Origin of the sequence: Pelosinus propionicus DSM 13327 (assembly GCF_900114615.1) — a bacterium.
Lineage (GTDB): Bacteria > Bacillota > Negativicutes > DSM-13327 > DSM-13327 > Pelosinus > Pelosinus propionicus.
The window spans coordinates 26,296-45,529 of sequence record NZ_FOTS01000042.1 but is presented as its reverse complement, the minus strand read 5'-3'; the positions used below and the strand labels follow the sequence as shown (position 1 = coordinate 45,529).

18 protein-coding genes and 1 pseudogene are annotated in these 19,234 nt (G+C 42.8%); 8 read left to right on the top strand and 11 right to left on the bottom strand.

Annotated elements, in window-relative coordinates; genetic code table 11:
- Nucleotides 1-189 (bottom strand): annotated as a pseudogene (locus tag BMZ99_RS19145) (IS3-like element ISBsp3 family transposase); the annotation flags it as partial.
- Between the two features lie 517 nt (nucleotides 190-706).
- On the opposite strand from BMZ99_RS19145, the gene ahpC reads away from it, so the two are divergent.
- Nucleotides 707-1,270 (top strand): alkyl hydroperoxide reductase subunit C, encoded by a 564-nt coding sequence (gene ahpC, locus BMZ99_RS19140; protein WP_090941240.1) that lies wholly within the window; start codon nucleotides 707-709, stop codon nucleotides 1,268-1,270.
- 12 nt (nucleotides 1,271-1,282) lie between these two features.
- On the top strand, nucleotides 1,283-2,812 hold the full coding sequence (gene ahpF / locus BMZ99_RS19135; RefSeq protein WP_090941237.1) for an alkyl hydroperoxide reductase subunit F: 1,530 nt from the start codon (nucleotides 1,283-1,285) through the stop codon (nucleotides 2,810-2,812).
- Nucleotides 2,813-2,871: 59 nt separating this feature from the next.
- Here ahpF and BMZ99_RS19130 read toward each other — a convergent pair whose 3' ends face one another.
- Together BMZ99_RS19130 and BMZ99_RS19125 are read right to left on the bottom strand one after the other, a co-directional pair.
- Nucleotides 2,872-3,042: a helix-turn-helix domain-containing protein gene (locus BMZ99_RS19130; protein ID WP_281246845.1), complete on the bottom strand. Its 171-nt coding sequence runs from the start codon at nucleotides 3,040-3,042 to the stop codon at nucleotides 2,872-2,874.
- 13 nt (nucleotides 3,043-3,055) lie between these two features.
- Nucleotides 3,056-4,015: a helix-turn-helix transcriptional regulator gene (locus BMZ99_RS19125; protein WP_090941231.1), complete on the bottom strand. Its 960-nt coding sequence runs from the start codon at nucleotides 4,013-4,015 to the stop codon at nucleotides 3,056-3,058.
- A 408-nt stretch (nucleotides 4,016-4,423) separates the two neighbouring features.
- Here BMZ99_RS19125 and BMZ99_RS27110 point away from each other — a divergent pair, with 408 nt between their 5' ends.
- Both BMZ99_RS27110 and BMZ99_RS19120 read left to right on the top strand, forming a co-directional pair.
- Nucleotides 4,424-4,618 (top strand): hypothetical protein, encoded by a 195-nt coding sequence (locus BMZ99_RS27110; RefSeq protein WP_245755053.1) that lies wholly within the window; start codon nucleotides 4,424-4,426, stop codon nucleotides 4,616-4,618.
- 9 nt (nucleotides 4,619-4,627) lie between these two features.
- Nucleotides 4,628-6,601, top strand: coding sequence for a TonB-dependent siderophore receptor (locus tag BMZ99_RS19120; protein ID WP_322787905.1), 1,974 nt, complete (start codon nucleotides 4,628-4,630; stop codon nucleotides 6,599-6,601).
- 82 nt (nucleotides 6,602-6,683) lie between these two features.
- Here BMZ99_RS19120 and BMZ99_RS19115 read toward each other — a convergent pair whose 3' ends face one another.
- The 8 genes from BMZ99_RS19115 to BMZ99_RS19080 form a co-directional block, all read right to left on the bottom strand.
- Complete coding sequence (locus BMZ99_RS19115) at nucleotides 6,684-7,571, bottom strand: ChaN family lipoprotein (protein WP_090941227.1); 888 nt, start codon at nucleotides 7,569-7,571, stop codon at nucleotides 6,684-6,686.
- The gene (locus BMZ99_RS19110) at nucleotides 7,568-9,511 is read right to left on the bottom strand and encodes a TonB-dependent receptor plug domain-containing protein (protein WP_090941224.1); all 1,944 of its coding nucleotides are present in this window, start codon (nucleotides 9,509-9,511) and stop codon (nucleotides 7,568-7,570) included. The genes BMZ99_RS19115 and BMZ99_RS19110 overlap by 4 nt, the downstream gene beginning before the upstream one ends.
- A 174-nt stretch (nucleotides 9,512-9,685) precedes the next feature.
- The gene (gene hutW / locus BMZ99_RS19105; RefSeq protein ID WP_090941222.1) at nucleotides 9,686-11,092 is read right to left on the bottom strand and encodes a heme anaerobic degradation radical SAM methyltransferase ChuW/HutW; all 1,407 of its coding nucleotides are present in this window, start codon (nucleotides 11,090-11,092) and stop codon (nucleotides 9,686-9,688) included.
- On the bottom strand, nucleotides 11,089-11,637 hold the full coding sequence (locus tag BMZ99_RS19100; RefSeq protein ID WP_090941219.1) for a flavodoxin family protein: 549 nt from the start codon (nucleotides 11,635-11,637) through the stop codon (nucleotides 11,089-11,091). The genes hutW and BMZ99_RS19100 overlap by 4 nt, the downstream gene beginning before the upstream one ends.
- A 48-nt stretch (nucleotides 11,638-11,685) precedes the next feature.
- Complete coding sequence (locus tag BMZ99_RS19095; protein WP_090941216.1) at nucleotides 11,686-12,513, bottom strand: ABC transporter ATP-binding protein; 828 nt, start codon at nucleotides 12,511-12,513, stop codon at nucleotides 11,686-11,688.
- Complete coding sequence (locus tag BMZ99_RS19090) at nucleotides 12,510-13,514, bottom strand: FecCD family ABC transporter permease (RefSeq protein ID WP_090941214.1); 1,005 nt, start codon at nucleotides 13,512-13,514, stop codon at nucleotides 12,510-12,512. The genes BMZ99_RS19095 and BMZ99_RS19090 overlap by 4 nt, the downstream gene beginning before the upstream one ends.
- The gene (locus BMZ99_RS19085) at nucleotides 13,511-14,473 is read right to left on the bottom strand and encodes an ABC transporter substrate-binding protein (protein ID WP_090941211.1); all 963 of its coding nucleotides are present in this window, start codon (nucleotides 14,471-14,473) and stop codon (nucleotides 13,511-13,513) included. Before BMZ99_RS19085 ends, BMZ99_RS19090 begins: the two co-directional genes overlap by 4 nt.
- Nucleotides 14,474-14,750: 277 nt before the next feature.
- Entirely contained in the window at nucleotides 14,751-14,939 is a 189-nt protein-coding gene (locus tag BMZ99_RS19080; protein WP_090941209.1) for a Com family DNA-binding transcriptional regulator, read from the bottom strand.
- Nucleotides 14,940-15,273: 334 nt separating this feature from the next.
- On the opposite strand from BMZ99_RS19080, the gene BMZ99_RS19075 reads away from it, so the two are divergent.
- From BMZ99_RS19075 to BMZ99_RS19060, 4 genes are all read left to right on the top strand, one after another.
- Nucleotides 15,274-16,215, top strand: a complete 942-nt coding sequence (locus BMZ99_RS19075) for a helical backbone metal receptor (RefSeq protein WP_090941206.1) — start codon at nucleotides 15,274-15,276, stop codon at nucleotides 16,213-16,215.
- A 640-nt stretch (nucleotides 16,216-16,855) separates the two neighbouring features.
- Nucleotides 16,856-18,106, top strand: coding sequence for a TolC family protein (locus BMZ99_RS19070; protein ID WP_090941203.1), 1,251 nt, complete (start codon nucleotides 16,856-16,858; stop codon nucleotides 18,104-18,106).
- Nucleotides 18,107-18,192: 86 nt separating this feature from the next.
- Entirely contained in the window at nucleotides 18,193-18,840 is a 648-nt protein-coding gene (locus tag BMZ99_RS19065; RefSeq protein WP_090941200.1) for a MotA/TolQ/ExbB proton channel family protein, read from the top strand.
- On the top strand, nucleotides 18,827-19,234 hold the full coding sequence (locus BMZ99_RS19060) for an ExbD/TolR family protein (protein ID WP_090941196.1): 408 nt from the start codon (nucleotides 18,827-18,829) through the stop codon (nucleotides 19,232-19,234). The genes BMZ99_RS19065 and BMZ99_RS19060 overlap by 14 nt, the downstream gene beginning before the upstream one ends.

The following is a 19,234-nucleotide window of genomic DNA, read 5'->3' as shown; positions in this document are numbered from 1 at the left end:
TCCTATAAGTTCAAGATTAAATCCATTTTCGATAAAAATTTGATTAGGTGTTTTTCCGGTTAAATACTCTCGAACAGCTTTAACTTTAAAATCAGTATGATAGGATATGGAACGGTCAGATACTTTAATCACATTCGAATTTTTCAGTAATAGGCTTTGCTCTAAATTGTTGTACAAGATCTTGCTCATTATTATCCTCCGAAAGATTTAATACTATTGATTATAAACTCAAAAATACCCCTTGTATTGGACTTTTTCTAAAATGTCCAATACAAGGGGCTCAGTTCAGAGAATATCAGCAGGTTTTATTTATACCTAAGAACTTATCTATACCTCGATCTCCCTAACCTTTCTCTGTTTTTCCTGTTGCTAATGAAACCCTTCCTGGGTTGATCGCAAGTACCAACAGGAACAAGCGCAGAAGCAACATATTCATCCCCCTGCTCCACAAGACCTGCTTGGAAAAATTAAATGACAGATAACGGATAAAAAAGTAGGTTCTGTGAAATAGTAAAAAGGATGCAGCCCCATCTTATCTTCGCTCTTTAGCCTTTGTAATTTCATTTATAAAATTTTAATATTGCTATTGACATTTTAGGAAATAGGTAGGATAATATCAATCAAGAGATAATAATTATCGTTTAGTTGATTCTATCATCAAAACACTAATTGTTAATAAAAATTAACATCTGGAGGTAATTTTATTATGTCATTAATCGGTACTGAAGTAAAACCATTCAAAGCACAGGCTTATCACAATGGAAAGTTTATTGAAGTTACAGAAGAGGCTTTTAAAGGCAAATGGAGCATAGTCTTATTCTATCCTGCAGATTTTACCTTTGTGTGCCCGACAGAGCTTGAAGATTTGCAAAATCAATATGCTACTTTAAAAGAATTGGGCGTAGAAGTATATTCGGTCTCCACAGACACTCATTTTACTCATAAAGCATGGCATGACAGTTCAGAAACCATCAAGAAGATTACCTACATAATGATTGGCGATCCTTCTCATACATTATCAAGAAACTTTGATGTGCTGATTGAAGAAAATGGCCTTGCTGATCGCGGAACGTTCATCATCGATCCGGATGGCACCGTGCAGGCAGTGGAAATCAATGCCGGCGGCATCGGTCGTGACGCAAGCACACTGGTTAATAAAATTAAAGCTGCACAATATATACGGAAAAATCCTAACGAGGTTTGCCCGGCGAAATGGCAGGAAGGTTCTGCCACACTGAAACCAAGCCTGGATCTTGTAGGAAAGATTTAAGAGGTGGGGTTAATGTTACTAGATCAGGATATCAAAGATCAATTATCTCAATATCTTCAGTTGATGGAAGGCGATGTGCTGATTAAGATCAGCGCAGGCAGCGATACTATATCTAGTGACATGATTGCTCTAGTAGATGAAATCGCCTCTATGTCTCCCAGAATCACAGTTGAGAAAACCAAGTTGCCAAGAACACCAAGTTTTAGTCTGCATCGTGCAGGAGAAGATAGTGGAATCACCTTTGCCGGTATCCCTTTGGGACATGAGTTTAACTCTTTAGTGCTGGCCTTGCTGCAGGTCAGCGGCAGAGCACCAAAGGTTGAGCAAAAAATAATCGATCAGGTTCAAGCAATTAAGGGTACGTATCATTTTGAAACTTATATCAACTTGAGCTGCCATAATTGCCCCGAGGTTGTTCAAGCGCTCAATCTGATGAGTGTCCTTCATCCGAATATTACCCATACCATGGTTGATGGTGCTGCTTTTCAAGAAGAAGTGCAGACCAAAGAAATTATGTCGGTACCTTCGGTTTATCTGAATGGTGAATTTTTTAGCAGCGGTCGTATGGAGGCAGAAGAAATACTTGCCAAACTCAATGATGGTTCTACGGTATCCCAATGGGAAGAAAAAGAGCCTTTCGATATTCTTATTGTGGGAGGCGGTCCGGCTGGAGCTAGTGCAGCTATTTATGCAGCAAGAAAAGGTCTTCGTACCGGGATTGCTGCGGAACGATTTGGCGGTCAGGTTAAGGACACACTTGGAATTGAAAACTTTATAACGGTACGATATACTGAAGGTCCTAAACTGGCAGCAAGTCTCGAGGAACACGTGAAAGAATACCCGATTGATGTGATGAAGCTGCAGCGCGGCAAACGCTTGGAGAAAAAAGAGCTGATCGAAGTTGAATTGGAAAGTGGCGCTGTCTTAAAGAGCAAAGCAGTCATTCTTTCTACAGGAGCCCGCTGGCGCAATATTGGTGTACCAGGAGAAGCGGAGTTTAAAAATAAAGGTGTAGCTTACTGCCCTCATTGCGATGGTCCTGTATTTAAAGGAAAACCTGTAGCCGTTATTGGCGGAGGCAACTCTGGCATTGAGGCGGCAATTGATCTGGCTGGTATTGTTGAGCATGTGACGGTACTGGAATTTTTACCGGAACTAAAAGCTGATGTTGTATTGCAGCAACGACTTTTTAGTTTGCCGAATGTGACAGTTTTAAAAAATGTTCAAACGAAAGAAATTACTGGTACGGATAAGGTCAATGGTCTTTCTTATGTTGATCGCAGTACAGGAGACGTACATCATCTGAAACTTGACGGGGTATTTATACTAATCGGTCTTATTCCCAATACCGATTGGCTGAATGGAACCGTAGAACGCAACCGCTGCGGTGAGATCATTGTAGATAGCCGCGGTGCGACCAATGTACCGGGAGTATTTGCAGCGGGAGACTGCACAAATTCTCCTTATAAGCAGATTATTATTTCCATGGGGTCCGGTGCGAATGCGGCACTAGGTGCATTCGACTACTTAATACGAAATTAAATTTTAAAGACGCAAAGGAAGCTAAAGCCTTTGCGCCTTTTTATGCTTATGAGGTATTGTTACAAATTAAACGACTTCCTCACCTCTCTGGGGGTCATACCGTGCACCTTTTTAAATGCTGCGGTAAACTTGCTCGACCTTGCATAACCAAGAAATGAACTGATATTTTTGATACTCATTTCATCATTCCATAACAGGCGCAGGGCATAGTTCATCTTCTCCCGCCGCACATAGTCAAAACTACTAAATTAAAAATGATTTTCTGACCTCACTCGGAGTAACATGGTAGACTTTCTTAAATGCCAGCGCAAATTTGCTGGCACTCTCATAGCCAACAGTTGCAGCAATATTACTGATGCTTAACTCGTCAACGGACAACAGCCGCAGCGCATGCTTTAATTTTTCCTGCCTAATATATTCGGCAATGGTGATTCCATACCATAGCTTAAAGCTTTGCCGCAGCTTGGTTGCCCCCATTTCAGCAAGGGCAATAAGCTGCTCCATGGAAGGCGGCTGGAGAATATTTTTATCGATCTCTTCCTTAACCCTCCAGATATATTTTCTGTTTTGATACGTCAGATGTTTCTGATTACGGTTTTTCTTCAAATAGTCTTCCCATAAATGCGGGTATTGCATATTACGCACAATGAGCGACAACAGTTCACCCAGCTTACTTTCATAATACATAAACGGTGGTGGAGCAATTCCATTGCGGATAGCATATTTCAGCTGTTCGAACACCATGACAACATCGGGAGTATTGTATTGAAACGGCTTCCAGCAGGCCGCTTCAGCCTTTAGATAACGAGTAAGGCAGTCATCAAACACCAGCACACTGGTATAGCGTATCGGTTCGGTTCCGTAAATAATTTTGAATGGCTTCCCCTGATTAACCAATACATGAATGCCGGGCTTCAGTTTATGTGCTTTTTTACCATTTTCGATAATCGTTAGGTCACCCCCAGTTACTGACCACAGCCATAAACCAGGATGCTCCATTTGGTATTCCCTAACGAGCGGCTCCAGCAGTGTGAAGTAAACATCCGTAAAAAACAGCCCTGCTGCCGGATGAATATCAACCAGCCAGCTATTGCCATTCTGCGGCGGCAGCCAATAAATTACACCATTGCCAAAGTCTTTTTTGCTGCAGTTTAGCTGCCCGGCCAACCCAGCATTTCCTGTCAAATATTCATCAGTATTCACTGCCCGCCCCCTTCTTTCAGTCTTCTGCAATTACCACTCCCGGCGATTTTGCTGTTATTACTTATGATAGCACGAATCTTATCGAAACAGAACCAGTCCAGACTCTATATTCCTGCCCTAAATTGACATAAGGCTGCACATTGCTATCGCAATTTTTCCTCTTTTTATCCCTTAATAATTGATAATATTTCTCTATTGACAACATAATAGCCTATTCTTTAAACCTCTCTCTTCTACCATGAACAGGCGTTGACTCCACTGAAATCACCTTGCTATAATGTGCCCAGGCTAGTCATCAAGAATTCGTTGCTATGACTAACTTGTTGCTTTTAAGTGAAATTGATTCTTTTTATCAATTTCACTTTCGGAAGCATTCACTATATCATAAAATAGTAAAGGATGGATGGTATGAAAACAATCTCCCGTACTCGGAAAAGTCTGCTCTCTGCCTTGCTAAGCAGCAGCCTGCTTTGGCACTTGCCGATGGCCGTTCATGCAGCGGATGACATAGTCTCACCTCCAGAACAGGCTGCAATAGAGGCAGACAGCAGTCAACGTGAATTTATCCTGGAAGGCATCGAAGTTACTGATGAGCGGCTGTAGGAAGGATACATCGCCACACGAACTTCGATTGGCACGAAGACCGAAACCGCGTTAAGCGAAACTGCCCAGTCCATCAGCGTAATCACCCGAGAGCAAATGGATCATCGCGGCGTTACTAATTTTGCCGAAGCTCTGGGGTATACCCCAGGAGTGACTTCTTTAGTTTATTCCGGAGAGGGGCAAACTTATGGATTGAACATCCGGGGTTTTAGTTATGACGGCGCTTATAACAATGGCTCCAGCCGGCTAGGCAGTTACTATGGCAGTAATTTTGACATGTACAGCCTGGAGCGGGTTGAAGTACTGCGAGGTCCGGCCTCAATACTCTACGGCGCGGGCAGCCCTGGGGGCATCATCAACAATGTTTCCAAACGGCCTACAACTGAGCCGCTGCGAGAGATTCAATTGCAGGCTGGCAGCAGTGACAAGTTCAGCGGTGCGCTGGATCTTGGCGGTCCGGTCACCGAAGATGGCAAACTGCTGTTTCGTCTGACCGCGCTGAAATCCAAAGAAGACTTATATACCGATTCCAGCACCATGGAACATTCCTTTATCGCCCCGGCCTTGACCTGGAAACCTACCGAAAGCACCAGCCTGACCTTATTAACCTATTTTCAAAAAGATGATTTAAAAGGAACTACTGAAGAATCCTACCAAAAAGTCTATTTGCCTGGCAATTCTTTTTACGGCTCCGGTATTTCCAGCAAAACCTATTTTGGTGAGCGGGATTTTGACCGCGCCATTCGAAATCAAAGCCAAGTCGGCTATATCTTAGAACATAAAATCAATGATATCTGGTCTGTGACCCAAACCGCCAGTCATTTTCATACCTCAATGACTCAGCGAGGAGTAAAGGCAGATTCTCTGGATTCTACTACCCAAACAATCAGCCGCTCCACTAAGGCAACCGGCAGATACGGCAGTTCCGATTCCATCGACACTAACTTTCAGGCCAAATGGTCCAGCGGTGCAGTCACCCACACCACCTTGCTGGGCTTTGATTATCAGAAAGGCGATTACAACTGGCGCTGGGGAGGCGGGTCGGCTCCGTCCTTAGATTTATCTACTATGAATTACGGACAGACCATCACCGCGCCGGCTTATTCCTACATTACTGCCGGTAAAACTAAACAAAATGGCTATTATCTGCAGGATCAGCTTAAATTTGGCGGAAAATGGACCGCTGTACTGGGCGGACGCTATGATCGCTATGACAATATTTTTAGAAATATTTCCGGTAGTACCACTACTATTACTGACCAAAATGCCTTTACCGGACGCGCTGGTATCGTCTATGATGCCGGTAATGGCGTAATGCCCTATGTCAGCTATAATGAATCATTTCAGGGCCAGCCTGGATCTGACCGACTTGGCAAGGCTTTCAAGCCAACTACTGGTCAACAATATGAACTAGGTATACAGTATGAGCCAAAGAAGATGAATGCCCGCTTTACTGCAGCGATCTTTGACCTGCGCAAGCAAAATGTCCTCACTACTGACCCTGTAGATACCCTTTTTCAAATTCAAACTGGAGAAGTAGCTTCTAAAGGCCTGGAACTGGAAGCCAATATGCAGGCCTTCAAAGGAGTCAACCTAACTCTGGCCTATACTTTACTAGACAATAAGACCACCAAAGACAACGATTCCGCTAAAGTAGGCCGTCACACCGAAGGCGTCCCCCGGCATAGTGCCTCTTTATGGCTGGATACGGTCAAACCCGGTGATACAGCAGAAGGCTGGAGCTTCGGCGGCGGTCTGCGTTATATCGGTTCCCGCTACAACTACTATAACACCCGCAAATTCGGCGGTTCGGTCTTAACTGACGCCATGGTCCGCTACGACACCAATGGCTGGCGCTATGCTCTTAATGTAACGAATGTCTTTGATAAGCACTATGTCGTCTCATCTAATGATTATTGGGCCTATTATGACTATGTCGACAACGGGCGCAAAGTAACGCTGACTGCCACCCATCGCTGGTAGGAAAAGTCCTTAGACAATCGTAACCCAAAAAACCAGGGACTACCACTTGCGGTATCCCTGGTTTTTTATTTTAATTCCCTTCTTAAAGTGCTGTCTTTTTAACAAATACCACGATGTCACCATCGGCCTGCAGATTCCTGGCTTTGGCCGCCTCGTCCCCAAAGTCATCCACAAGGACAGGTGTGATAACTAGAATCTTCAAGCCCGGCTCCAGTGCCTGGACTTTTTCGATGACACCCAGCCGATAGCGACTATGGAAATCTCCCTGGTAGTGGATAATTTTTCTATCGGGATAGAGGCGGTGATATTCTACTATGCTTTCGGCCATCGTATCATCCTTCAGGCACTGGGCTCGGTAAAAAGCCTCCATTTGCTCTTTGGGCATAGCCTTTATGGACTGCATCTGGGCAAAAAAACGCTGCTTGTATTCGCCGTCAGGAGTTAGGTGAACCGCAGGCAGATACTGTCGCATCTCTTCATCAGCCTCTTCCATTGAACCCTGTTTCGCATAGTGAGCGGCCATCGGTCGGGGAATATTTGCGGCAAGCACTTGCAGTCTTTTCTTTTTAGCAAACTCAACTAAGGGCCGGTAATCGCTTTGGTAGCTTGCCCAGGGACGGGACTGGGCTAAGAAAGTGGTTTCATTGATGTCACCGGTCAAGTAGTTATTCAACGGCTGCTGTACATCGCGTTCAAACATTTCCAAAGAGATGGTCAGCTTGGAATGTTGGGCATAAACAACTCGCAGCAGCTCTTCTTCCAAGCGGTGAAGGGCCTGATTATCGTGATATTCGCCGAATATCACGACATTGTAATCCCTGGCTAGATGACTTATATCATCTATTGACATAGCTTTCCCAGAACGGGTCTCATAGCACTGATAAGCAGCTGCATTCGCCTCTGCCATAAGAGAGAAAAAAGTCATCCATATGGCAATTAACAATGTAATTGATCTCATCATTAACTTCATATTGTGATACTCATGCCAAATCTCCACAAACGGCCTTCGAGGATCAAAGCATCGATTTTTTTATCGAGAATATTATCAATACCAAAGTAAGAGTCATACTTATCATTCCATTTTTTGTTGATCACAAAGTTTAATGTATTATAGTTATAATCAGTCTCAACATAGCGATAATCACGCACCCATTCATGCCATAGAATACCACTGATTCCTGTATTTTGAATATCATCATAATGCAGCTGCAGCGAATACCTGTTTTTTGCCCTGCTGCTCAGACGTTCATGAGTTTTGGAATTTTCAGCGTCCAGATAATTATAAGCGGATTTTAGAGTAAACTTATCGTTCAGATGCCTTCCAGCTTCAAGTTCAATGCCTCTTATCTTAGCTTTATCAATATTAACATATTTTGAGTTATAAACCATCCCAGTCCCTGGAATGTAACTCATTGTATCATCTGTTCCAATCAGGTCGGTAACATCGTTATAAAAGTAGGTTACTTTTCCAAAATCATTTCCTCTTTCGCCTTCAAAACTTACATCATAATTAGTCGATTTTTCCGGTTTTAAATCTGGATTCCCAGCAACAATAACAGTCATGTTGGGTATCGGGCGATGAGTCATTTTCATATATAACTCACTGACAGTGGGTGCTTTAAACCCTTTTCCAAAATTTGCTTTAAAACGATAGTTGTTATCCATTTTATAAGTCATACCGATTTTAGGACTAAAATCATCGCCAAATTTATTACTGTTATCATAGCGCAAGGATGGAATAATTAAAAGTTTGCCATTAACAGCCCACTCATCTTGTATATAGGCGGCCTGATATTTTATTTCTTTTTCTGATATGGGTTTGCTTATTCCATGCTCAATGATCGTCGAAGCGTGATCGCCATTGTCTTCCAGCCGGGTCCCCCGATAATAAGACGACCGATATTCACCACCAAATGTCAATACATGCTCATCATCCAATTTTACTGTATTTTTTCCATCAACTACCCAGGTTTTATACTTTGCTCTGTCAAAGTCACTATATGTTCCACTTTCAAGCAATGTATCATTATTTTTTTCCAGCTGATTAAAATAAGTCCGCAATTCATAATTACCTCGTGAACTGATACCACGATAATTAATGCCGTAGGAACTTCTCGCATTGGTATAATAATCTCTGCTGCCATCCGTAAATCCTGATTTCAAATGTTCACTCATTCTTTCATAAAAAACATCGAGATTCTTATCGGGCGATATATCATATGTTCCACTGATATTATAGAACTGGCGCGGACCATACATATTGGTACTATCAGTTCGTGACCTCTCTTTAATCTCGGTAAATAGTGAATCCACTACCCATGCCCATTTTCCTTCTTTACCTAAGTCAAAGCGGAATGAAGCGTTTTGCTGCTTGCTGCCGCTCGACAAGCCCACGGTAGTCTGTGGTTTTTCCGATTTACGCATAATAATATTGATGACGCCGCCTAAAGCATCTGATCCATAAAGAGAACTAACTGGCCCCCGTACGATTTCGATCCGTTCCACATTATTAATATTAATCCGGTTTAACTCGTAATAATTCATGGTTGATCCTGTATCTTCCCCTGCCATACGCCGACCATCAATCAAAATTAGGGACTGATTCGTATTCATACCACGCAAACTAACCTGATTACCTGTCATTCCCGCTTCAGAAAGATTTAAATTCATGGCCAGCTTCAATGCTGCTACTACACTGTCAGCCCCCATGGTTTCGATATCTTGCCGAGTGATAACCTCAACACTAGCTGGTATATCTTTTATATTCTGTTTGGTCCGGGTGGCCGTAACCACTACCTCACTAAACTGGTAAGGTTCCTCCTCGGCGTAAGCTGGCAGAATCGATGCCGCCATAATACCAAGACTTAATAACGCGACTTTGCTTTTCGTCCGATATTGTCTTATTTTCATATACGATCTTCCTTTCTTATATTGTAGTAAAATCGATACCTTGATCTAAGAGCTAACTGGGGTTCATAATCGACGCCTTTCACTACCTTGCGTGATTAGAAACAGAAAATAACAAAACTCCATGCGGCAATAGACCGTCATGGAGCTCACAGGCTCTCTAAAATGGCCCGGCAATTAGCCTTGGGCCGCTATAGGCTGCACTTCCACTGAATGTTCACCATCTAGCAGAGCATGCAAGCATTCTAATATTGATTGGGCGATATTCATATACCAAAACTGACCAGCTACTGTCAGGCGAGCAGCTGCCGGACCAATTTCAAGAAGACCACGTCCTTGCCAAATTTCTAGCAATGATTCTAATTCCAAAGCAGCAGGTCCATAGCAGGCTGCCAAGACACTAAGTTGTAAATAACCCCGTTCGAGTTGCCCAATAACCATATTGTGCAATCCGCTGTCAGCTGGCTGCATCATCATGCCAGCCAATGGTTTCTGACCTTGCTCAACACTTTTCATATAGTTATCGACATCCCGATTTAAAAACATAGCCACACCGCCAATACTACCGCCGGCACCGGCACCAAAGGGAATTACACTGTGACCTGCTTTCGTTAGGGTATTGTATATACTTCTCTCACGGTTGGTCTTCCTCCAATGGCAAATACTGAGCCGAGAAAATATAGGAGCGGACAGTTCCGCTTCGGCTGCAGCAAACATTCGAGCTTGCTGGGCCGTTGTAGCAGCTGGCGACAGCTTACCGGCATGGATCGCCTGCTGCAAGGCACTGTTTTCAAAAATGTTTAACTGATACAAATCCATTCCATCAATGGCTGCCGTTTTCAATAGGCTGATATCATTGGCCCAAATTTGATTCGTCTGGTTCGGCAGACCATAAATCAAATCAATAATAACGGCAGCCTGGTTATAACTTGTCAATAATTCCAGCCTTTTAAGAATGGTCTGTGTATCATCCAGCCGGCCAACCCCTCGCCGTACTTCAGGATTGAAGGACTGCACACCAATCGATACACGGTTTACCCCATGATCCAGCCAAGCTTCTATTTTAGATGGAACTAAGTCATTAACCCTCCCTTCTAACGTTAATTCATAATCATTGGCTAGGGGCAAACAGTCCCGGATGGCATCAAGCAGCCTGGCAACCTGCTGAGGTGCCAGAGTACTGGGAGTCCCGCCGCCGATAAATACGGCATTAACCGGTCCACTGGATAAATAAGGACTATCTCTGCTCATCTGCAGTTCTTTAATTAAATGATCAATGTAAACCGCTTCTGACTCTTCTTCTGAGTAGTTTTGAAAAAAGCCGCAATATAGACAACGATGCCGGCAAAAGGGAATATGGATATATGCCACACGTTGTTCATTTTCTTGGCTTTGTCCCTGTAAAGACTGCCATGTCACTTGCCAATCTCCCGGCATGATCGGTTTTCCTCTAACTCCGGCATGAACAACTCGGCGTTTTACAAAGGCTTCTACCAGTGACTCTTCAGCTGCCGTGCCGACGGTCAAGGCATATTGCTCTGGACTCATGTTGGTCAGAATTTGTTTTAATCTACTTCCCTTCAAGAGGTCGTCACCTTACCTTTCCCTTGCCTCGCAATTTGATCGAAGTTATTTTTTATATCGGTAAAAACAGCCTGAGCTGCATTTAGATCGCTGGCATCAGGATGGCTGGCAGCTTTCTTATAGCGTTCCATCCTTTCTGGGGTAGCAGCATGAGGATGATTTCCCGGCATGTTTCTAAATTGTTCAATTAGCTTCGGATCTATTTTCCCCTGACATATAAAAGTTCCCGCCAATTGATTGCTACTATTCAGAAATGCAGCTGCATTTTTGAGACTGCTGGCAGCATGTTCTGAATCAGGATAGGCTCCTAATGTAGCAAATAAAGCAACAGGTTTATCCTGAATGATTTTGAGATACTCCTGGGTCTTTTTATCAGCTGTTCCTTTGTCAACCCAAAAGCCGACTATTATAAAATCATAGTCTGTCGGTGCCGGTGCCATCTCAACTGGTAACAAGTCAGCCTTTTCACCAAAGACTTTATAGATCGCCTCCGCCACCTTCTTGGTATTGCCCGTAAGACTGGAATAAACAATTAGCGTTTGCATTGAAATACCTCCTATTTAAAAAATCTAATTTTACCACTCTGCTATTATTCATCGTACAGCCGGTGCACAGCCATCCTCCTTTTTCAGGCAGCTGTCGTGAGGAAAACAGACAAGATGTGAACTTCCTCCTTGGTCAATGGTCATAATCGTTGTTTCGACTCCGTATAAAGCCCGTAAGTTTTCTACCGTAAATACTTCTTCCACTGGCCCATCCGCAAATAACAGACCATCTTTGACCGCAATCACACGGTGGCTAAAGCGCGCTGCATGGTTTAAATCATGCAGAACCATAATAATAGTAATCTGCATATCCTGATGCAGTTTGCGAACCAGCTTCATTAATTCCAGCTGGTGATGAATATCCAGATAGGTTGTCGGTTCATCTAATAAAAGGATACGAGGCTCCTGGGCCAAGGCCATAGCCAGCCAAGCCCGCTGTCTTTCCCCTCCTGACAAGCTGTCTAGACGTCGGTGCAGCATTTGCTGAATACCAGTGGCTTCCATTGCTGCTGTTATACACTCTTGATCATCACTAGCCAATTTCTCAAAGATTTTTTTATAAGGCATACGCCCGTAAGCCACCAAATCACAAACTGTCATGTCTCCCGGCGCATGTACGGTCTGAGGCAAGATTGCCATGATTTTAGCTACTTGCCCTGGCTGTAATTGATAAATATCCTTTCCATCCAGTAAAGCGCAGCCAGCCAAAGGAACCAATAAACGGCTTAATGCTTTCAATAAGGTGGATTTTCCTGACCCGTTGGGTCCAATAATGGAGATGATTTCCGGTTTGTCGATTACAATATCCATTTTAGGAATGATCACTTTACCGCCATAGCCAAGTGTAATGGATTGGGCTTTAATGGTATGATTCATCGCTGCATCCCCTTTCGCAGTAAATAAAGAAAGAACGGAGCTCCTAAAAAGGCCATAAAAATTCCTACTGGTACTTCCACCGGACTGAATATAGTACGTGAGACGGTGTCTGCGGCCACTACAATCGTAGCTCCCAGTACGGCTGCACAGGGCATCAGATATTCAAAATCCGAACCGACCAGCATGCGGGCAATATGGGGGATAATAAGTCCAACAAAACCTAGGAGACCCGCCACACTGACTGCCGAAGCTGCCAGCAAGGCTGCCAAAATAACCAGGAAAAAACGTGCTTTTTCCACTCTTATCCCCAAACCTTTGGCAACTTCATCACCCAGCTGCAATGCATTTAACTGACGGTAAGAAAGCATAGCCCCTAAAACTCCGATCAAGCTGTAAGGCAGAATCATCTGCACATGATTCCAGCTGCGCCCCTGAAATCCTCCAGCCATCCAGTTGACCGTCCCCTGTACTTTATCGGAATGAAAGACCATAAGAGCACTCATGCCGCCGCCAAAGAAGGCAGCCAGAGCTACACCAGCCAAGATCAGTCTCAGAGGCTGAATTCCCCGATCCCAGGACAATAAAAATACAATTCCAGCAGCCAGCAGAGCTCCAAGGAAAGCAGCGGCCGGTACTAATGCCATAGGCCCAGGCCACAAAATCATTACGGACATAGCTGCCAGACCAGCTCCCGCTGAGACTCCAATAATTCCAGGATCGGCTAAAGGATTGCGCAACACCCCTTGCAGGATGCAGCCGGCTAAGGCTAAATTGATCCCGGTTAACGCACCAACCAATACCCTGGGCACCCTGATATTATAGATAATTTGATAGGCTTCATTGGCGGACGGAGCAATAAAAACATTCCATATATCATAAGTACTAAAGGGTACAGCTCCCACTCTGATCCCCCAAAATAAGGCCGCCACCAGTGCAACTAGTCCGGTTATACTGATTCCCGTTCGCCAAGCCCCGCGAGGATCAATTACAATTTCTCTCATTGCTTTGCCACCTCCGGATATAAAAAACCAGCTAAAACGGTCAAGGCCTCTCCTACCTGTGTACCAGGGTTGACAGCAAATAAACGATAAGGCAACTGATGAACTTGATTGGATTTGACAGCTTTTAGTCCCTGCCATGCAGGATGATTAGCCAATTCATTGCGAAACTTCTCATTAATTTTCTCATCAGAACTATGGGTAATCAAAAAAATCATATCCGGATTTTGCTTCGCAACATATTCCATGCTTAATGGTACATAGCCCATTTGCCCACCACCGTCATCTCCCTGGTCAGCAATATTAACTGCCCCTAGGCGTTTCAGCAAGTCGCCGCTAAAGCTGCGGGATGTTGCCATATGGAAGCTCTCCGATGATCCCCATACAATTACCACTTTAGGAGCCATACGATCTTTATTCTGACTCATTATCTCTTCGTAGCAGGACTGAATCTGCTTGATTTGCGCATCTGCCTGATCCGGTTTTCCAGTTAATTCGCCATAAAAATGCAGCGTATCAATAATTTGTTGATAGTTTTCAAGGGATTGCAGCAAAATGGGAACGCCCGCTTTGTCTAACACTGGAATCAAATTATGATGAAACGGCATGTTAACTCCTAAAATCAAGTCAGGTTTTAGTCCTATTATCTGTTCAATGTTAGGGTTAGGTGTAATGCCAACAGTCGGCACTTGCTGAACAGCATCCTTAACAGCCTGTGGCAAAGCCTCTGTAGTAGGACGTCCAATTACCTTTCCACCGACTGCATAGAATAATTCCAGATTCGAAGCATTTAACACAATCACCCGTTGAGGCTGCCGTGGGATTTCCACTTGTCTGCCGGCACTGTCAGTTACACTATAGCGATTTGACTGATTTACTACCGGTTCTGACTGCCCTCTAAACAAGAAAATACTACTGACAGCCAATAATAAAACGATTAGTATACTTGTTACTCTATTCATATTTACACCTCACTTCTTATTTTCACACGTACGGCTCTTACATCAAGACTACTTAAGCCAGTAATAAAGCAGCTGCGCGTAGCTGCAATTTTCTTAAAATAAATAAAAACTCCGTGCATAATACTATTGGCACGGAGCTCTAGGCTCTCTAATCGGTTATTTTGCTAACCATTCTATTCAATTTAGCGCAAAGCCAGCATCGGCTTACAAATACTAGTATTGATCCTTAGTATATTGATAACAATTCTCAAAGTCAACACCTTTTTTGTAAACCAGCTTATCGATTACAAACGTTCATTTTTTCTTCTTGTTTGCACTCACCGATATGCTGAATTGTGCCGCACCGCGAGCATTTAATCTCCATATCTTCAACAATTCCACGAAATAATAAACGATTACATTGAATACAGCGTACTTCCGGCCATTTTGGTCTTGCATGCCGCAATTCTTTATCCCTTATTTCCATGTGCATCACTCCAAATTATCGATCTTAAACATCAACTGCCATAGTGGCGCATGATTTTTTCCCCATAGTAAAATAAGGAAGGATTAACTTTTACTACTTAGTATATTGATAATCATTATCAAAGTCAATTTAATTTTATAAAATGGTATCGATAGTCATCTGCCCCTTACTCTTGCATGAGTTCTTCTTGACAAGATTGCATCTCATTCTTATAATGATAATAGTTATCATTATAAGAACTATATACTAGAGGGCCTAGAGCTCCGTGATGAAATCATAATTTCGCACGGAGTTTTTTATTTATATCTTAAATTCCTGTTAATGGAGGAATATCATGAAAGCATGTCATACGATGATAAACAACACTAGTTCAAATGAATGTCGCTGCTCAAAATGCAACAGACTACTATTCAAAGGACAGGTAAAGTATATTGAAATTCAGTGTCCAAAATGCAGTTTAATACAAACAATTAAAAAGGGGCGAGCGCTGCGGCTTATTGCTCTCAATGCTTCTAATGTTGATTTATATTATGCCGTTGGCGGAGAATTAATCGGCCGCCCCAGTACTATGGCACTATCGTCGGATCTGATGGAGCGAATTAAAGACGTACCATCTATAGGCGAAACACCAGCTCCCAACATTGATCAGATTATAGCTTTGAAACCCGACTTAGTATTAACTACTGATATTCATTTGCGTCAGCCAATCCTCACCTCACTAGAAAAAGCAGGGATCTTAGTATACCTTCAAAGATTAAATAATTACCAGCAGATTAGCCAAACCCTGCGCTTTTATGGTGAATTGACAGATCATTCTCAGCAAGCTTCTCAGGTGATTCATCGTTTGGACAGCAAATTGCAGCAGGTTCAAGCAAAAAGCAAGAATAAGCCCTCACCAAAGGTTCTCGTTGTCTGGGGATCTGCTGAAAGTTTTCATATGGCACTGCCAAACAGTTTTATTGGTGACCTGCTCCATCGCCTTAATGCAAAAAATATTGTTCAAGACGCAGGCGGCAATGCCATGGGATATGCCCCCCTTAGCCTCAACATTGCGCTTCAGACCAGCCCCGACTTGATCTTGCTAATTACTCATAGCTACGACACTACGGTCGGTGATCAAATTCGCAATGAATTGGCACTTCACCCTAGCTGGAGAAAGCTAAAAGCCGTACAAGAAAATCGGGTCTACCAGCTGCCATACTGCCTGTTTGCTGTTAATCCCGGCAGCCGGGTAGATGAAGCCATTGACTATCTGTCCAATTTATTTTATCAATAACTATAATAGACAGAATCTCTTGTACGAACCTATTGCAAACAAAAATAGTTATAGAAGCTTAAAATTGCAAAATCCTTCTATATAATGCTCCGTCTACATTTTGTAATTTGTATACTAACCCAAATTGATTTAAAAATGCTCCTTTTTAGCAAAGAAAATACTACTTAAATACCTTAAAACGTGAGATTCGTTCTCACGCTATGACAATCTAAATTTTTTTCAGACCTCTCATAATTACGTTCTATAATGATTGACATCTATTAAAATTTCTTGCTATAATGGTTTTCAACACAAGTTAATATCATTTTAGAAAGCATCGCTTAACTCGTGCTTACGATTTGCCATTTAGCTGTATCGAGAATGATTATTTATATCATTCTTCTCACATCTAACAATTTTTAAAAAACATAAAGGAGTTGAATGAGACGGTTGTATCGGCATCTGCACCATAGACAAGTGCAGATGCGCCCACTGTGGTTAGTCATATACCGCAATATTAAGCAGATCATCAGTCATTTGGTCAGATGTAGGTATTTTAAACTTGATCACCATTTGGCATGTTTGCTCCCCTGCTATCTATGCCATCCAGTGGGTGCATCTGGTACTGGTGGCATATTAAAATGTAAGGAGACAGCAATGTATGAACTTTCGTCGGACTTTTTTTTGTGCCGGCATCACTCTTCTTTGCTGGGGCGCACCAAATTGGGGCTATGCTGCTCCTCTTGCCCTCACCCTTCCTGAGAGCATACATTTGGCGCTAACCCGCAGTCATGCAGTAAAAATAGCGGAGCTAGATGCGGCCAAAGCCTCCTTGGAAATTAAGAGAAATAAGGCTACTTATTGGCCTACCGTCAGTATGACACATGAGCATACTCAAATTGAAAAATCACCCAAACCGGAGTATGGCAACTATTTGACGGCTAAACTTCCCTTGTCTGATGGAGGCCGGACTAAAAGCTTGGTGATGCAGTCACAAGAGTTCTATGAGGGAGCCGCTGATAATCTGGAACACACCAAACAGCAGGTAACTGCCAATACGATGCTGGCTTATTATAATGTATTGCAAGCTAAAAGTCGTGAGGATCTAGCAAACCAAATTGTAGAAAACCTAAATCAGCATTTAGCACAAGCTAAACTTCAAGATCCTGCCAAGGCAGATTCTAAGAAAAATGTGCTGAGAATCGAAAGCAAATTGGCGCAAGCCCGGCAAAATTACATTCGCATACATAATGAGCGCCAACTGGTCACAAGCCAGCTAACAAGTCTCTTGCAGATTCAGCCAGATCAGGAATTGATTTTGTCGGAAATACCTGGACAGTCTACCCCTGAAACATTAGATCTTGCTATTCAGACTGCTCTACAGCAGCGTAATGATTTAAAGCAAGCCCGTAAGGAACAAGCCGTGGCTCAATGGGGTATAAAAGTCGCAGCCAGCAATAAGCGTCCTAATATTTATTTACTTTTTGTTGCCAGCGACCTCTGGCTGCCAGAGCAGTATTGGTACACCACTGTTAGTGTATCCACCAATTTGTTTGATGCTGGCCGGTCTAACATACAAGTCCGCCAGGCCAGTTTAGAAGAAGCGAGATCACAAGAATACTTAGAACAGAAAATTGAGAAGATTACTCAAGAAACCAGAGAAGCCTTTTATTACTTTCAACAAGCTGATATTGTAATGAAAGAAGCTGCTCAATTCCTCGCTAAATCTACAGAGGACTATGAAGTGGCTGTTTTGGAATTTCAATCTGGCAAAACCACCAACGAAGATTTGCTAAATTCCTATAGCACACTAACGGAAGCTAAAACAAATCATATCAATACTCTCTATGATTACCACAAATGCCGGGTACATCTGCTGCGAGTTACTGGTATGCTTCCTGTTACATGGTAAGCAGTCTTACACCACTGCTTTACTATTGCAATAAATTTTAAATGTAAAAAACTTATCAAAATTATTTATAAGGAGCTAATATAACTATGGAATTTTTAAATCATTCAATTGACTTGTTTCACAAGGGTGGACCTGTTATGTATCTTTTAGCAATTTGCTCTCTATCCGTGGTAGCAATTGCCGTTGAGCGCGTTTTATATTACAAAAATGCATTTGCCAACACACAAGCTTTTCATCAAGCATTACAGCCTTTATTGGAAAAGCAGCGTTTAAATGATGCCATTCAATTATGTGAGCAGAAACCCCATACTCTTTCACAAGTAGCCTTAGCTGGTCTATTGGCTTCTCAAAGAAATGGTCAAGTAGAAAATGCTTTAGAAAGCAGTGCCACTTTGGCAGCAGATCGATTGCGAGAACGCCTTGATGATTTGAGCACAATTGTTACGCTAGCCCCACTGCTTGGATTATTAGGAACTGTTATTGGCATGATCGATTCGTTTAGCGTATTTAATGTACAATCCGGACAGCCTATGGCTATTACAGGCGGTGTTGGAGAAGCACTTGTTGCGACTGCAACCGGTCTTAGTGTTGCAACTTTGGCTCTTGTCTCTCACAGTTACTTTTCTCGAAGAGTTAATCGTATGATCAGTGATATTGAGCAAACAGCTGCATTAATTATCAGCTATATGCCATTAAAAAAAGCAGCACGGAGAGAAACACATGAGATTGCGTAGTTTACGAGTAGCGAATCAGCCACAATTGATGGTTATCCCTCTAATTGATATTATGTTTTTTTTATTAGTATTTTTTATGATGAGCACTTTGTATATGGTAGAGCAGCACACCATTCCTGTAAATCTGCCTCAGGCAGCATCTGTTCAGCAGGATAAACCTAGCAGTATAAACATTACAGTTATGGATAATGGCAGTGTAATGTTTAATCAGGAAGAAATACCGCTGAACTTACTGGCTAAGCGAGTCAGTCTAGAATTGGGGAAACAGCCGGATAATATTTTTGTCTTGAGAGGCGATAAACAAGTACCATACGGTCAAGTAATCGCTGTTTTGGATGAACTTAAGTTAGCCGGAGCTCACCGAGTATCGGTAGCGGCAGAGAAAGCGAGGTAA

Coding starts and splice junctions, on each gene's coding strand:
- ahpC (WP_090941240.1), top strand. CDS start 707: ATGTCATTAATCGGTACTGAAGTAAAACCATTCAAAGCACAGGCTTAT.
- ahpF (WP_090941237.1), top strand. CDS start 1,283: ATGTTACTAGATCAGGATATCAAAGATCAATTATCTCAATATCTTCAG.
- BMZ99_RS27110 (WP_245755053.1), top strand. CDS start 4,424: ATGAAAACAATCTCCCGTACTCGGAAAAGTCTGCTCTCTGCCTTGCTA.
- BMZ99_RS19115 (WP_090941227.1), bottom strand. CDS start 7,571: ATGAAGTTAATGATGAGATCAATTACATTGTTAATTGCCATATGGATG.
- BMZ99_RS19110 (WP_090941224.1), bottom strand. CDS start 9,511: ATGAAAATAAGACAATATCGGACGAAAAGCAAAGTCGCGTTATTAAGT.
- BMZ99_RS19100 (WP_090941219.1), bottom strand. CDS start 11,637: ATGCAAACGCTAATTGTTTATTCCAGTCTTACGGGCAATACCAAGAAG.
- BMZ99_RS19095 (WP_090941216.1), bottom strand. CDS start 12,513: ATGAATCATACCATTAAAGCCCAATCCATTACACTTGGCTATGGCGGT.
- BMZ99_RS19090 (WP_090941214.1), bottom strand. CDS start 13,514: ATGAGAGAAATTGTAATTGATCCTCGCGGGGCTTGGCGAACGGGAATC.
- BMZ99_RS19085 (WP_090941211.1), bottom strand. CDS start 14,473: ATGAATAGAGTAACAAGTATACTAATCGTTTTATTATTGGCTGTCAGT.
- BMZ99_RS19080 (WP_090941209.1), bottom strand. CDS start 14,939: ATGGAAATAAGGGATAAAGAATTGCGGCATGCAAGACCAAAATGGCCG.
- BMZ99_RS19075 (WP_090941206.1), top strand. CDS start 15,274: ATGAAAGCATGTCATACGATGATAAACAACACTAGTTCAAATGAATGT.
- BMZ99_RS19070 (WP_090941203.1), top strand. CDS start 16,856: ATGAACTTTCGTCGGACTTTTTTTTGTGCCGGCATCACTCTTCTTTGC.
- BMZ99_RS19065 (WP_090941200.1), top strand. CDS start 18,193: ATGGAATTTTTAAATCATTCAATTGACTTGTTTCACAAGGGTGGACCT.
- BMZ99_RS19060 (WP_090941196.1), top strand. CDS start 18,827: ATGAGATTGCGTAGTTTACGAGTAGCGAATCAGCCACAATTGATGGTT.